The sequence below is a fragment of the Pseudomonas sp. 58(2021) genome, assembly GCF_017491585.1.
GTDB lineage: Bacteria > Pseudomonadota > Gammaproteobacteria > Pseudomonadales > Pseudomonadaceae > Aquipseudomonas > Aquipseudomonas fluorescens_BT.
In genome coordinates this window covers 94,333-109,222 of record NZ_JAFGYZ010000010.1, presented here as the reverse complement: position 1 = coordinate 109,222, position 14,890 = coordinate 94,333, and the positions used below count along the sequence as shown (strand labels likewise).

General features: G+C 58.7%; 13 protein-coding genes. 4 read left to right on the top strand and 9 right to left on the bottom strand.

Features of this window, described 5'->3' with window-relative positions; all coding sequences use genetic code 11:
• Nucleotides 1-219: 219 nt before the first annotated feature.
• The 7 genes from J5M72_RS13760 to J5M72_RS13730 form a co-directional block, all read right to left on the bottom strand.
• Nucleotides 220-1,635 carry a sigma 54-interacting transcriptional regulator gene (locus J5M72_RS13760; RefSeq protein WP_207865828.1) on the bottom strand — a complete coding sequence of 472 codons (1,416 nt, stop codon included), beginning with the start codon at nt 1,633-1,635 and terminating at the stop codon, nt 220-222.
• A 40-nt stretch (nt 1,636-1,675) separates the two neighbouring features.
• A complete protein-coding gene (locus J5M72_RS13755) occupies nt 1,676-3,250 on the bottom strand; it encodes an ABC transporter ATP-binding protein (protein WP_207865827.1) in 1,575 nt (524 codons plus the stop codon).
• Nucleotides 3,251-3,263: 13 nt separating this feature from the next.
• On the bottom strand, nt 3,264-4,286 hold the full coding sequence (locus tag J5M72_RS13750; RefSeq protein WP_207865825.1) for an ABC transporter permease: 1,023 nt from the start codon (nt 4,284-4,286) through the stop codon (nt 3,264-3,266).
• Complete coding sequence (locus tag J5M72_RS13745; protein WP_207865824.1) at nt 4,286-5,347, bottom strand: microcin C ABC transporter permease YejB; 1,062 nt, start codon at nt 5,345-5,347, stop codon at nt 4,286-4,288. The genes J5M72_RS13750 and J5M72_RS13745 overlap by 1 nt, the downstream gene beginning before the upstream one ends.
• Entirely contained in the window at nt 5,347-7,215 is a 1,869-nt protein-coding gene (locus J5M72_RS13740; RefSeq protein ID WP_169430578.1) for an extracellular solute-binding protein, read from the bottom strand. Before J5M72_RS13740 ends, J5M72_RS13745 begins: the two co-directional genes overlap by 1 nt.
• A 134-nt stretch (nt 7,216-7,349) precedes the next feature.
• Nucleotides 7,350-7,631: a peptidylprolyl isomerase gene (locus J5M72_RS13735; RefSeq protein WP_041478733.1), complete on the bottom strand. Its 282-nt coding sequence runs from the start codon at nt 7,629-7,631 to the stop codon at nt 7,350-7,352.
• Between the two features lie 94 nt (nt 7,632-7,725).
• Nucleotides 7,726-8,595, bottom strand: a complete 870-nt coding sequence (locus tag J5M72_RS13730) for a triacylglycerol lipase (protein ID WP_207865822.1) — start codon at nt 8,593-8,595, stop codon at nt 7,726-7,728.
• Between the two features lie 337 nt (nt 8,596-8,932).
• Here J5M72_RS13730 and J5M72_RS13725 point away from each other — a divergent pair, with 337 nt between their 5' ends.
• Complete coding sequence (locus J5M72_RS13725; protein ID WP_243433320.1) at nt 8,933-10,042, top strand: hypothetical protein; 1,110 nt, start codon at nt 8,933-8,935, stop codon at nt 10,040-10,042.
• Between the two features lie 47 nt (nt 10,043-10,089).
• On the opposite strand, the gene J5M72_RS13720 is transcribed toward J5M72_RS13725, so the two are convergent.
• Both J5M72_RS13720 and J5M72_RS29165 read right to left on the bottom strand, forming a co-directional pair.
• Nucleotides 10,090-11,166, bottom strand: coding sequence for a 3-deoxy-7-phosphoheptulonate synthase (locus J5M72_RS13720; RefSeq protein WP_207865820.1), 1,077 nt, complete (start codon nt 11,164-11,166; stop codon nt 10,090-10,092).
• A gap of 335 nt (nt 11,167-11,501) precedes the next feature.
• Nucleotides 11,502-11,630, bottom strand: a complete 129-nt coding sequence (locus J5M72_RS29165) for a hypothetical protein (RefSeq protein ID WP_279382168.1) — start codon at nt 11,628-11,630, stop codon at nt 11,502-11,504.
• A gap of 188 nt (nt 11,631-11,818) precedes the next feature.
• On the opposite strand from J5M72_RS29165, the gene J5M72_RS13715 reads away from it, so the two are divergent.
• The 3 genes from J5M72_RS13715 (at nt 11,819) to uvrC (ending at nt 14,878) form a co-directional block, all read left to right on the top strand.
• Complete coding sequence (locus J5M72_RS13715; protein WP_169430575.1) at nt 11,819-12,283, top strand: GNAT family N-acetyltransferase; 465 nt, start codon at nt 11,819-11,821, stop codon at nt 12,281-12,283.
• Between the two features lie 127 nt (nt 12,284-12,410).
• Entirely contained in the window at nt 12,411-13,052 is a 642-nt protein-coding gene (uvrY, locus tag J5M72_RS13710) for a UvrY/SirA/GacA family response regulator transcription factor (RefSeq protein ID WP_024012761.1), read from the top strand.
• 2 nt (nt 13,053-13,054) lie between these two features.
• Nucleotides 13,055-14,878 carry an excinuclease ABC subunit UvrC gene (gene uvrC / locus J5M72_RS13705; RefSeq protein ID WP_207865818.1) on the top strand — a complete coding sequence of 608 codons (1,824 nt, stop codon included), beginning with the start codon at nt 13,055-13,057 and terminating at the stop codon, nt 14,876-14,878.
• Nucleotides 14,879-14,890: the final 12 nt, after the last annotated feature.

Sequence of the window (14,890 nt, the reverse complement as noted above, 5' to 3'; positions counted from 1 at the left end):
TAGCGAGAACTGTGCCAGATGATTAAGTTATTGAAATAAAAGGAATTAGTTTGATTTGTGGCGGCGATTTTTAGGGTTTTGTCTCGGTTTGGAGACTTCTATGACTGAGAGGACGCTTTCGCGGGCAAGCCCGCTCCCACAGTTGAACGCATTCCTCTGTGGGAGCGGGCTTGCTCGCGAAGTTTTTGCTGCAGTCTTGATTTGGAGAATGCTGTCTCTCTATTGAGACTCGGCAATCCCCAGCGCAATCATCTTCTTGTATAGCGTGGAGCGTCCTAGCCCGAGCCGCTCAGCCGCCTCGATCACCTTGCCCCCGCATTGCGCGAGGGTGGATTGAATCAATTGCCGGTCAAACCGCTCGCGAGCCTGACTGAAGGTCTCGTTGATTGCCGGCGCTGACAGAGGCGCCACCGTTCGATCAACCGGTGTAAACGTGCCAATCGCTGCACGAATGTCATCCGCCGTCAGCATCAAGTCATCACTGAGCAATGCCGCACGCTCCAGCACATTGCGCAACTCACGGATATTTCCCGGCCAGGCATGCCGACCCAGCAGCTCCAGTGCTTCGTGGTTGAGTTCATGCTGGCTGCGCAACTCTTCGAGAATCGCTTCACTGAGCGCCGGCAGATCATCCAGCCGCTCTCGCAGAGGCGGTACCTGAATCGGCAGCACGTTGAGGCGGTAATACAAATCCGCGCGGAACTCGCCACGCTTGATCGCCGCCTCCAGATCCGTCGAGGTGGCGGCAATCACCCGCACATCGCTCTGGATCACGTCGTTGGAGCCTACAGGCTCGAATTCCTTTTCCTGCAACACCCGCAGCAATTTGCTTTGCAGAGGCAGCGGCATATCGCCGATCTCGTCGAGAAACAACGTGCCGCCCTGAGCGATCTGCAACTTCCCGGTTCGACCCTTGCGGTCGGCGCCGGTGAAGGCACCGGGCGCGGTGCCGAAGAATTCGGCTTCGAGCAGTGCTTCGGGAATCGCCGCGCTGTTAATGCTGACGAACGCCTTGTGGGCCCGAGGCGAAGCGCCGTGGATGGCCTGCGCCAGCAACTCCTTGCCGCTGCCCGTCTCGCCCAGCAACAGAACCGGCGACTCGGCACTGGCGCTGCGCCGGGCACGGCGTTTGACCTCCAGACTCGCAGCACTGGTGCCGATGAAGTGGGCAAAGTTGTATTTGGTCTGCCGGGCGCGCAGCAGCGAACGGGTCGAAGCCAGTTCTTCCTGCATGCTCAGGTAGCGCTTGAGCATCGGCGACAGCGTGCGCAGTTCGTCGAACAGGGCGAAGCCGATGGCGCCGATCACCGCTCCAGCGTCGTCGTGGATCGGCAGGCGCATCACCACCAGCGGTTCTTTTGGCGTGTCCTGCATGTCCAGCAGAATCGGTCGCCCGGTGCGCACCACTTCACGCAGCAGACTGCCGGGGATCACGCTTTCGCAAGGCTTGCCGATGGCCCCGGCGGCGGAGTCGAGCCCGAAGCGCCGCGCATAGCGCTCATTCATCCAGACGATGTTGGCGTCGCGGTCGACAATCACCGTGCCCTCACTGGATTGCTCGATGATCTCGAACAACGAACGGATCGCCAGGGTGCGGACCCGTTGGTAATCCTTGAGGCTGTCAGTGGTGTTCATGGCGGCGTCCATTGGCGGAAGTCAGGTGGCGCGATTATGCCTATCCTGGATGCGCCGCCGCCAACAGCTCTTTGGTATAGGGATGCTGCGGCGAGTCGAACACCTCATGGCTGGCGCCGCGTTCGACCACTTTGCCGTCCTTGATCACGATCATGTCGTGGGCCAGCGCCCGCACCACTGCCAGATCGTGGCTGATGAACAGGTAGGTCAGGCCGTGTTTTTCCTGAAGCTGGCGGAGCAGGGCGACGACCTGTTTCTGCACGGTGCGATCCAGTGCCGAGGTCGGCTCGTCGAGCAGGATCAGCGCCGGTTTGAGTACCAGCGCCCGGGCAATCGCAATGCGCTGACGCTGGCCGCCGGAAAACTCGTGGGGGTAGCGATGACGGCTTTCGGGGTCGAGGCCGACTTCCCTGAGCACACGGATCACCTGGTCATCGCACTCCTCAGCCGTTGACTTGCAATGCACCTCCAGCCCTTCGCTGATGATCTGCGCCACGGACATGCGCGGGCTGAGGCTGCCGAATGGATCCTGAAAGACGACCTGCATCTGTCGACGCCACGGGCGCAATTGTTTTTGATTGAGGCCATCGAGAGACTGGCCCTGAAAGCGGATGCTGCCTTCGGAATCGAGCAGGCGCAGGATGGCCTGGCCCAGTGTCGACTTGCCCGAGCCGGACTCGCCGACGATGCCCAGAGTCTTGCCTCGCTGGATATTCAAGCTGATGCCATCCACGGCGCGCAGCAATTGTTTGCGTTGGAACAGACCGCCGCCGACCGCGAAGTCGACCCGCAGATCTTCAACTTCCAGCACATTTTCACGCTCGTCCCGGGGCAAGGCTTCGCCTTCGGGCTCAGCGTTGAGCAACACGCAGCTGTACGGGTGTTTAGGCTCGGTGAACAAAGTTTCGCATGGCGCCTGCTCGACGATTTCCCCGGCCTTCATCACGCACACCCGCTGGGCGATGCTGCGCACCAGATTGAGGTCGTGGCTGATGAGCAGCAGCGCCATGCCAAGGCGTTGTTGCAGGGATTTGAGCAGCACCAGGATCTTGCGCTGCACGGTGACGTCGAGGGCCGTGGTCGGTTCGTCGGCGATCAACAGTTCCGGTTCGCAGGCCAGGGCCATGGCGATCATGATCCGCTGTCGCTGGCCGCCGGACAATTGATGGGGGTAGGCCTTCAACCGTTCTTCCGGCTTCTGGATACCCACCAGTTCGAGCAGTTCGAGAATGCGTTTCCGGGCCTCTTTGCCGCCGAGACCTCGGTGCAGCAGGAGGGTTTCGCCGATCTGCTTTTCGATGGTGTGCAGCGGATTGAGTGAAGTCATCGGCTCCTGGAAGATCATGGCGATGCGGTTGCCCCGCAAGTCGCGCAAGGTCTTGGGATCAGCTCCCACCAGCTCCTGGCCGCGATAGCGAATACTGCCGGTGGTGGCGGCTTCGCTGTCGGGGAGCAGTTGCAGGATCGAGTGGGCTGTCACCGACTTGCCCGACCCTGACTCGCCGACCAGTGCCAGACACTCGCCGGGGCGGATGTCGAGACACAGGTTGCGCACCACGGTCTGGCCATTGAAGGCGACGCTGAGGTCACGGATTTCGATCAGGTTGTCAGTCATGTCAAGTATCCGTTCATGAGCGCGGGTCAAAGGCATCGCGCAACGCTTCGCCGATGAATACCAGCAAGGACAGAATCAGCGCGAGGGTGAAGAATGCGGTCAATCCCAGCCATGGTGCTTGCAGGTTCTGTTTGCCCTGGCCGATCAACTCGCCCAGCGATGCGCTGCCGGCGGGCATGCCGAAACCCAGGAAATCCAGCGCCGTCAGGGTGGAAATCGCCCCGGTGAGAATGAACGGCAGGTAACTCAACGTGGCATTCATTGCGTTGGGCAGGATGTGCCGGAAGATCACCTTGCGGTCGGTCAGGCCCAATGCCCGCGCAGCCTTGACGTATTCGAGGTTGCGCCCGCGCAGGAACTCGGCCCGTACCACGTCCACCAGCGCGAGCCAGGAAAACAGTGCCATGATCCCCAGCAGCCACCAGAAGTTCGGTTCGACAAAACCCGAAAGAATGATCAACAGATACAGCACCGGCAGTCCCGACCAGACTTCGAGCAGACGCTGACCGAGCAAGTCGATCCAGCCGCCGTAATAGCCTTGCAGGGCGCCGGCCGCGATGCCGATCAGGGCGCTGACAAAGGTCAGCATCAGGGCGAACAGGATCGACACCCGCGCACCGAAAATCACCCGTGCCAGCACGTCCCGCGCCTGATCGTCGGTGCCCAGCCAGTTGACCGAAGTCGGTGGGCTTGGCGCCGGTTTGTTGAGGTCGTAATTCGGTGTGTCGTCACTGAACGGGATCGGCGGAAACAGCAGCCAGCCACCGTCCTTGTGGATCAGGTTCTGGACATAGTCGCTGCGGTAATCGGCCTGGAAGGGCAGTTGGCCGCCGAACTCCTGTTCAGTGTGGCGCTTGAACACCGGGAAATACCATTGACCCTGATAGCTGACGACCAAGGGTTTGTCGTTGGCGATCAGTTCGCCACCGAGGCTGATCACGAACAGACCAATGAACAGCCACAGCGACCACCAGCCCCGACGGTTTTTCTTGAAACGTTCGAAGCGGCGACGGCCCAGAGGCGAGAGCTTGAACATCAGGCGTTCCTCGCGGCGAAGTCGATGCGTGGGTCGACCAGCGTGTAGCACAGGTCGCCGATCAGTTTTATCAGGAGGCCGAACAGGGTGAAGATGAACAGCGAGCCGAACACGACCGGGTAGTCGCGCGAGACCGCCGCTTCGTAGCTCATTCGCCCGAGGCCGTCGAGGGAGAAAATCACTTCGATCAGCAACGAACCGGCGAAAAACACGCTGATGAACGCCTGGGGAATACCCGATACCACCAGCAGCATTGCGTTTCGGAACACATGACCGTACAGCACCCGACGTTCGCTCAGGCCTTTGGCGCGAGCGGTGACCACGTACTGACGGGTGATTTCATTGAGGAACGAGTTCTTGGTGAGGATGGTCAGGGTCGCGAAGCCACCGATCACCAATGCGGTCACTGGTAAAACAAGGTGCCAGAAATAGTCGGCAATCTTGCCCAGCGTCGACAGTGATTCGAAGTTGTCCGAGACGAGTCCGCGCACGGGAAACCAGTTCAGCGACGTGCCGCCGGCAAACACCACAATCAGGAACATCGCGAATAGAAACGCCGGCATCGCGTAACCGATGATGATCGCCGTACTGCTCCAGATATCGAAATGACTGCCGTGGTGCACCGCTTTACGAATGCCCAGCGGGATCGACACCAGATAGGTGATCAGCGTCGCCCACAGCCCGAGGGAAATGGTCACCGGCATTTTTTGCAGGATCAGGTCGGTGACCGTGGCACCGCGGAAGAAACTCTTGCCGAAATCCAGCTGCGCGTAATTCTTGAGCATCAGCCACAGGCGTTCAGGGGCGGGCTTGTCGAAGCCGTACTGTTTTTCGATGTCCTTGATCAGTTGCGGATCGAGGCCGCGGCTGGCGCGGGAAGTGCCGCTCATGGTCTCGCTCGCGCCGCCGCCGACACTGGCACCGCCTATGCCTTGCAAGTGGGCGATGGCCTGTTCCACCGGACCACCCGGTGCGGCCTGGATGATCACGAAGTTCACCAGCAGGATGATCACCAGCGTCGGGATGATCAGCAGCAGGCGCCGCAGTATGTAAGCCCACATCAGTGCGGCCCTCCGGGTCTGCCACGGCTGATCTTCTCGGCCGTCATCTGCTGGTTGGTCAGCGGCGTGCTGCTCATTTCCCACCAGCTCTCGATCGCTTCGTCATTGCTCGCCTGCACGGTCGGGATGCCGAAGCGGTTCCACCACACGGTCGAGGTGCCCGGCGGGTAATAATTGGGAATCCAGTAGTAGTTCCATTGCAGCACGCGATCCAGCGCGTGGGCGTAGTGCAGCATGTCCGTCTGGGTCGAGGCACGGATCAGGCCGTTGATCAAGGTATCGACCGCCGGGTTCTTCAGCACCATGTAATTGTTGGCGCCGGGATCGTTGGCCGAAGCGGACCCGAAGTAATTGAGCAACTCACCGCCGGGAGACGTGGTGACTGGGTAACCGGTGACGATCATGTCGTAGTCGCGGCTCATCAGCCGATTGACGTATTGCGAGGAATCGATGCGGCGGATGTCGAGATTGATGCCGATCTGTTTCAAGGTGCGTTTGTAGGGCAGCAGCAATCGGTCCATGCCATTCTGGCTGACCAGGAAGGTGAAACTCAACGGCTCGCCCTGAGCATTGACCAATTGGTCGCCGTCGGGTTTCCAGCCCGCCTGTTCCAGCAATTCCAGTGCCTGCAGCTGCTTGTCACGGATCAGGCCGCTGCCGTCGGTTTTCGGCGCCTCGAAGACCTTCGTGAATACCTCGTCCGGGATTTGCCCGCGCAGCGGTTCAAGGATCTTCAGTTCGGCGGCGTCCGGCAGTTCACTGGCCGCGAGGGCGCTGTTGGAAAAATAACTCTGCTGGCGGATGTACATGTTGCGCATCATCTGCCGGTTGCTCCATTCGAAATCCCAGAGCATGGCCAGGGCCTGGCGTACGCGGCGGTCCTGGAACATCGGCTTTTGCAGGTTGAACACGAAACCCTGGGCCGACTGCGGCGCTTCGGTGGCCAGATGAGCCTTCTGCAGACGACCGTCGCTCAGGGCCGGGCTGTCGTAGCCGATGGAGTAGCCAGTGGCGGAGAACTCACGGTTGTAGTCGTAGGCACCGCCGCGCAGGACCTGGCGGGCGACATCTGTGTCGCCGAAGTACTCGATGCTGAAGTGATCGAAGTTGTACAGACCACGGCTGACCGGCAGGTCCTTGCCCCACCAGTCGGGATTGCGTTCAAAGGTGATGCTGCGTCCGGAATCGACCTTGCCGACCCGATACGGACCGCTGCCCAGCGGTGGTTCATAGCCGCCACCTCCGGCGAAATCCCGGGTCTTCCACCAGTGCTCGGGAAAGACCGGCAACGTGGCGATGTCCAGTGGCAGGGTTCGATTTTCGTTGCTCTTGAAATCGAAACGCACGGTCAGGGGCGCTTCTATTGCGACGCCTTTGACGTCGGCGAACTGAGTGCGATAACGCAGGCTGCCCTGGGTCATCAGCAATTCGTAGGTGTAGCGCACGTCTTCGGCAGTAATCGGCTTGCCGTCGGCGAAGCGTGCCTTGGGGTTGATGAAAAAGCGCAGGGACAGACCGTCCTCGGAGCGTTCCATTTTCTCCGCCACCAGTCCGTAAACGGTGTAGGGCTCGTCCATTGAACGCTGGGCCAGCGGGGAGTACAGCAGGCCGTCGATCTGGGTGACGCCGATGCCTTTGTCGATGTACGGCAGAAGATGGTCGAAGTGACCGATCTCGATCGCCGAACGGCGCATCGTACCGCCCTTTGGCGCGTGGGGATTGGTGTAGTCGAAATGGCTGAAATTTGCCGGGTACTTCGCCGGCTCGCCATACACGGTCAATGCATGTTGCGGTGCAGCGTTCACCCCGGTGGCGCCCATCAGCAGAGCCACGGCGGTGAACATCAAGGTGGAGAAAGCCAGTCGCATTGTCAGCCTTAAAGCCGGGTGAACGATAAGCGCAATTTGTACGCGAGCGCAGTGCTGATCGCCAGCCGCGAGGTGTAACCAAAACACAACGGCCCGCCATCAGGCGGGCCGTTGCACAGCAGGACGGTGAGGGGTCAGTCCTGACGGCTGGTAACTTCCAGCAGGTGATAACCGAATTGAGTCTTGACCGGGCCTTGAACGACGTTGATCGGTGCGCTGAACACCACGGTATCGAACTCCTTGACCATCTGGCCCGGGCCGAAGGAGCCCAGGTCGCCGCCCTGGCGGCTGGATGGGCAAGTGGAGTTGGCCTTGGCAACTTCTGCGAAATCTGCACCGGCCTCGATCTGGGCCTTGAGTTCGTTGCACTTGTCTTCGCTGGAAACCAGGATGTGGCGGGCAGTGGCTTTAGCCATGGGAAAATCTCCAATCAAATCAGTAAAGGGTGGAGCCTACCGGATTCAGTGGCCGATTTCTCGGCAAAGTTCCGATTGGTTGTCGGATGCGTTCTCAGAGGTTAGCTGCCTGCAGACGCAAGGCGTGCTCGACATACAACTGGATCGAATCGATTGCTCCGGCTTGCTCGCCTGCGGTTCGACCCAGGCTGCGCAAGTGATCAAATGGATAGTCGGATCGGATCACGGTGCCCAGATGAGAGCTGTTGCGACCGACGAAACCGTCGTTCTGCAAAGGTTCGGTCATGAAGTACTGCGACAGGGCCCGGCAGATGTCCTGCACTGGATCGGGTTTGTGCAGGTTTATTGTCGGCACGACACCACTCCAGGAGTAGTAGCGCACATCATTGACCTGTTCGGCGCCTTGCCCGCCCCAACTCTGCGGCAGGCCTTGCGGGTACTTGTCATTGAAGTCGCCGACACCTTCGGTCGTCAGGGCACTCAATGCGGCCAATGCATGTTGCGGCAGCGCCGTGGTCCCGCTGAGCAAGCACAGGAAGTCGGAAAACACGGTGGCCACATTTTGTGCCACGGCTTCCGGCAGCTTTCCGGGTATCAGTGCCTTGCGCAGGAAATCCGCCAGTTCCGAACCGTGATTCGGCCCGCTGACCGACGTCACGGATGCGACCTTGTTTGGGGCAAGCGCTGCTGCGTAGCGAACAGCCAGTGCACCCTGGCTATGGCCAATCAGGTTGACTTTGGCCGCACCTGTGCCTTTGAGCACGGAGTCGATCTGGCAAAGCAGTTGTCTGCCTCGTACCTCATTGTCGTGAATGGCTGACAAGTGCGGCACGAAGACCTGTACGCCAATGGTCTGCAGAGCCTTTTTTACGTCGTGGAAGAGCTCAAAAGGGCCGATGCGCTCGAATCCGAACAAACCGTGCACCAGGAGGATGGGATAAAGAGTGGTGGTATTTTGTCGCATTTTTCATCCTTGATCGCAGAAGTTCATCGATATTTGCAAGGCACCACTTTAAAGCAGTCGTTGAGCTCTCGATGTATGACCCATCCTCAACCGAAATCGGAAACTGGATCAGCGTGCGCAGGAAATGTCCCTGAAATTTGAAATCCGGATCGGAATATCTGGACATCTTTTGCCTCATCCAATGATTTTTCCCTGCTATTGCCTACCTGCTGTGATGCGGTTGCTACCGCTACGCGGGATGGATGGACGACATCATTTTTCTTGTAGGGCGGGTTGAATAGAGGTTCTTCGACGCAGCAAGCAAGCTGCAGGGGATTTCCATGGAATGGAGCTACGAATGAATATGCAGAACGCACGGGAACCCGCTAAGAGCGATATTGAAGTTATAACGATGATCGACTCACCGTTACACGCCTGCTTGCAGGAACGGCCGGGTTCGTTACCCGCACTCAACCTCGAATCGGTGGAAGGAGATGTTCTGGATCCTTCATTGAACAGGGTTGTCATCCGGATTGCGCCCTATCCCGATATGGCATGCGGTGACAGAGTGACACTGAGTTGGCACGGTCTTGATATCGAGGGGCTTGCGTATCGACGTGAGTTTGTGCGATCGATCAGCGAGGCTCAGTTGGGGAGGGATACTGTATTTGTCATCAGGAGCCCTCACATCGCCGCACTGGACGGTGGTTCACTGGAGGTGTTCTGGACATTGAACAGCGTAAAGTGGGGGTTACCCGTCAGCTCAGTCAGGACTCAACTGAATGTGGGAGACGTTCTATACAGTTTGCTGCCCCCCACGGTTGACGAGGCCGTTGGCGGGCATCTTGATCCGGCACGTGTAAACGAAGGCACCACAATCACTCTCCAGCCATATGCCGGGATGTCGGCCGGTGATCGAGTGGCATTGCTCTGGCAAGGCGCTGCAGAGCATGCCTCATTCCGGGACAGCTTGATCGTCGAACCTTTTGCTGTTGGAGCACCGCTGGTGTTTGGTATCGATCCTCGATTCATCATCCCGCATTCTGGAAGCAAAGTGCTTGTTCGATATGTCATCGAACAAAAGACCGGCGCGTTGCGCGAATCGGGCTCCATGAACATCATCATTGCTCCGTTGGTGCGCGAAGAGCTGTCCGCACCACAAGTGCTTGAAGCACGGGAAGGGACGCTGGACGTACGCGATACCATTGATGGCGTCAGCGTCGTGATCAGCGATGCGCAGGTGGAGGTCGGTGAGCTGGTTTATCTCAAATGCGATGGCGAGTATTTCTTCCATCACGATGATCGGGAAATAACCAGGGCAATGGAGATCGAGCCTCTGGTCTTTATCGTTCCCTATCGCTTCTGGCGCGAACATGTCGGTACGGTTGTTCGAGTGTCCTTTTCGGTCGAGCGACTGGATGATGTCAGTCAAGTATCCGATACGACACTGCTGCGCGTGCAGGGTTGATACAGAGGCCTTCCGGGCATGCACGCTCCGGAAGGCCGGTTTCATTTTCAGGCCCGGGACGGTTTCCGAAGACGCTCCGCAGCGTTGAGCAGCAGACGTTCCGTGGCAGAGAAACCCAGGCAGCCATCCGTTACCGAGACACCGTAGCGCAACGACTCACTCAGCGGTTGGCACCCTTCGAACAAATGTGACTCGATCATCATGCCGACCAGTGAGCGGTCTCCCTGGAGGCGCTGCTTCAGCACATCATTGAAAACGTCCGGCTGTCGCAGTGGGTCTTTGCCACTGTTGGCATGACTGCAGTCGACCATGATCCGGCCCGGAATCTTCAAGCGGCTCAGTTCCGTATGGATTCGGGCAACACTGGCGGAGTCGTAATTCGGTCCTTGATGGCCGCCGCGCAAGACCAGATGCGTGTCTGGATTGCCTGAGGTCGCGATGATTGCGGGATGTCCCTGGCTGTCCACTCCGAAATGACGATGAGGATGTGCGGCCGAGCGCATGGCGTCGACCGCGATGGCTACGCCGCCATCGGTGCCATTCTTGAAACCAACCGGCATGCCCAGCCCGCTGGCCATCTCGCGATGGATCTGTGACTCGGTGGTTCGCGCACCGATGGCCACCCAGCTGAGCAGGTCATCGAAGTAACCGGCAGCCATGGGCTGCAGCAGTTCGGTGGCAACAGGCAAGCCGAGGCGGATCATTTCCAGCATCAGCTCGCGTGACAGTGTCAGGCCGGCGGCCATGTCATCACTGCCATCGAGATGCGGATCGTAAGCCAGGCCTTTCCAACCGACGGTGGTACGGGGTTTTTCGACGTAAGCGCGCATCACCAGCAGCATCTCGTGATGGACGTCATCGGCCAGTCGGGCGAGCTTGCTTGCGTATTCGAGGGCGGATTGCGGGTCGTGAATCGAGCAAGGGCCGACGACGACCAGCAAGCGAGGGTCTTCGCCGTTGAGAATGGCGCGGATCGCCTGGCGGTGACTGGCGACCTGCTGGCTCAAGGCGCTGGCCAGGGGCAATTGCTGTTTGAGTTGCAGCGAACTGGGCAGGCGCAGAGTCAATGCTTCGTTGGCTGGGTTCAGGGTGGACAGTGGCAGAGCAGAAACGGACGAGTTCATATTCGATTTTCCTGGGCTGGTCGCGGGGCTTTCCCGCCGACTCGGCCCTATTGGGGTGTTCGACAGTTGGCCGGATTGGCTACTTTTGTTGGCTTGCCACCTGTGGGTGACCGATCGGAGGCGGCAGGCTGTCCCGAGCGGAGGCTGCTAAATCGCCAGGCGGTAAAGGTGTCGTAGCGGTAATAAGTGGCGTAGTTCATGTGGCAATTCCTCAATTTGTCTGGTGTGTCGCTGAAAATTCGGGGTCCGAAAAAACAAAACCCCCGGTCGGGAGGCCGACCGGGGGTTGAGATTTCTCTGGTAGGCGACCCGTTTGTATGGGCGCCGGTTGGGTATCAGGCGCGCCAGTGGCTAAACCAATACCCAAAATAAAAGCTGGCAGGAGCACAGGCGCCGTTCACGCGGGCAGCAGCAACCGAGCGCAGGGCGCGGGTGTCAGGCAGCTGTACGATGGCGTTGAACATGATGTGTCTCCGATGAATGCGCCGAGCTTACTAGAGCCCGGGGCGCGTCAGCAATCAGAAAATGCTATCGAAGTTCAAAGAGCGTTTCTATGGCTTGAGCCTTCGGTCATGTGTGACACACTCTGCCTCTTTTTCAGCGATTCAGGGCAGAGTCGCGTTGGCGCCGACATCGCGGGAGAAGTCAGTTCATGAGTGAAGGGGACGAGCAGACAGGTTTTCATTTGCGGCAGTCAACGACCGATGACCTGTCATTTGCGCGAGAAATCACTTGCCGGAACATGCTCCGCTACTACATGAACTACGATTTGCTATGGCAGGACGATGCATTCGATATGGCCTGGGCCGGTCGCGAAAACTGGTTGATCGTGTGCGGTACTACTCCTGCAGGCTATTTCAGCCTGAGTCGTGATGCGCGAGCCTTGTATATTCGTGAGCTGCAGGTCTGTGAGGCGTTTCAAAGGCGAGGGGCAGGTTCCTGGGCGATCGATCAGGTTGTGGCAATGGCGTGCCGGGAGCGTCGTCCGGCAGTGCGCCTCACGGTGTTCAAGAACAACCCGGCGCAAAACCTGTATCGCAGAAAGGGATTGGTTGAGCAGGGCGGTGACGACTGTTTCCTGCGAATGCAGCTCGATTTAAGTACACGTGTGCTCTGAAACGCACGTCCTGCAAGCCTTGAATGATGAATTGAAACTTTTTATATGTCGCTTGCCGCTAGGTCTGCCGGGGACTTTTTGCTAAGGTGTCCGGCATCCCAATAAGACCATATCGCGAGGTGTCTGCTTGATTAGGGTGCTAGTGGTCGATGACCATGATCTCGTTCGTACAGGCATTACACGTATGCTGGCCGATATCGATGGCCTGCAAGTGGTTGGTCAGGCCGAGTCCGGGGAAGAATCCCTTATCAAGGCCCGTGAGTTGAAACCCGATGTGGTGCTGATGGACGTCAAGATGCCTGGCATCGGCGGCCTGGAAGCCACGCGCAAATTGCTGCGCAGCCATCCGGACATCAAGGTGGTTGCGGTCACCGTGTGCGAGGAAGATCCTTTTCCTACGCGCTTGTTGCAGGCCGGGGCTGCGGGTTACCTGACCAAGGGCGCCGGACTGCCGGAAATGGTACAAGCCATTCGCCTGGTGTTCGCCGGTCAGCGTTACATCAGCCCGCAGATTGCCCAGCAACTGGCGATCAAGTCCTTTCAGCCAACCAATGATTCTCCGTTCGACGCCTTGTCGGAGCGGGAAATCCAGATTGCCCTGATGATTGTCGGCTGTCAGAAGGTACAGATCATTTCCGACAAATTGTGCCTGTCGCCAAAGACCGTCAACACTTACCGTTATCGTATTTTCGAGAAGCTTTCGATCAGTAGCGATGTCGAACTGACGCTGCTTGCGGTACGCCATGGCATGGTCGATGCCAGCGCCTGACCATGACTGAGACATTTGATTCCGGCGCGTTTCTGTCGACGGTCAGCGGGCGCCCCGGCGTTTACCGCATGTTCGACAGTGATGCGCGTCTGTTGTACGTCGGCAAGGCCAAGAACCTCAAGAAACGTCTGGCCAGTTACTTTCGAAAGACCGGGCTGGCGCCTAAAACAGCTGCTCTGGTGGGGCGAATCGCCCAGGTCGAAACGACGATTACGGCCAACGAAACCGAGGCTCTGCTGCTTGAACAGACACTGATCAAGGAATGGCGACCTCCTTACAACATTCTGCTGCGCGACGATAAGTCCTATCCGTACGTTTTTCTGTCTGACGGGCAGTTCCCGCGACTGAGCATTCACCGCGGCGCCAAGAAAGCCAAGGGCAAGTACTTCGGTCCTTACCCGAGTGCCGGGGCCATTCGTGAAAGCCTGAGTCTTCTGCAAAAGACGTTTTTCGTGCGTCAGTGTGAAGACAGCTATTACAAGAACCGGACCCGTCCGTGCCTGCAGTACCAGATCAAGCGATGCAAGGCTCCTTGTGTCGGACTGGTCGAACCTGAGGTCTATGCCGAAGACGTTCGCCACTCGGTGATGTTCCTTGAGGGGCGCAGCCATGCGTTGACCAACGAGCTGTCCGGTGCGATGGAGGAGGCTGCGATCAATCTTGAGTTTGAACGCGCCGCCGAACTGCGCGACCAGATCGCATTACTGCGCCGGGTCCAGGATCAGCAAAGTATGGAAGGTGGTACTGGCGATATCGATGTAATCGCCGCATTCGTCAACCCGGGCGGTGCCTGTGTGCATTTGATCAGTGTGCGAGGTGGACGGGTTCTGGGGAGCAAGAATTTTTTCCCGCAAGTCGGTATCGAAGAGGACGTCGCCGAAGTCATGGCTGCATTTCTCGGCCAGTATTTCATCAGTAGCCCTGAGCGCGACTTGCCGAGCGAACTGATCGTCAACGTGGTTCATGATGATTTCCCTGCATTGATTGACGCGATCCATGAACTGCGGGGGCGCGAGTTGAGCATCAGCCATCGGGTCCGCGGAACCAGGGCGCGCTGGCAGCAACTGGCCGTGACCAACGCCGAACAGGCGCTGGGGGCAAGGCTGGCCAATCGTCAGCATGTCGCGGCGCGTTTCGAGGCGTTGGCCGAAGTGCTGAACCTGGATGAGCCGCCACAGCGCCTGGAGTGTTACGACATCAGCCATTCCAGTGGCGAGGCGACGGTGGCGTCCTGTGTGGTATTCGGTCCGGAAGGCGCTATCAAGTCGGATTACCGCCGCTACAACATTGAAGGTGTGACGGCGGGTGACGATTATGCCGCCATGCATCAGGCGCTGACCCGGCGCTTCAGCAAGTTGAAGGACGGGGAGGGCAAGTTGCCGGACATTCTGTTGGTGGATGGTGGCAAGGGCCAGTTGTCGATGGCCCGGGATGTGCTTAATGAACTGGCAGTGCCGGATCTGATTCTGCTGGGGGTTGCGAAAGGCGCGACGCGCAAGGCGGGGTTCGAGACTTTGTATCTGAATGATGCGGCGCACGAATTCACCCTGCGCGGCGACTCGCCCGCGTTGCACCTGATTCAGCAGATCCGTGACGAAGCTCACCGATTTGCGATTACCGGACACCGTGCCCGTCGCGGTAAAACCCGGCGTACGTCAACGCTGGAAGGCGTGGCGGGGGTAGGCCCGACCCGTCGCAGGGATTTGTTGAAACATTTTGGTGGATTGCAGGAGCTGTCTCGTGCAAGCATCGAAGAGATCGCCAAAGCGCCGGGGATCAGCAAAAAGCTAGCAGAGTCGATTTATGCAAACCTGCATAGTGAGTAGAATGCCCATTCA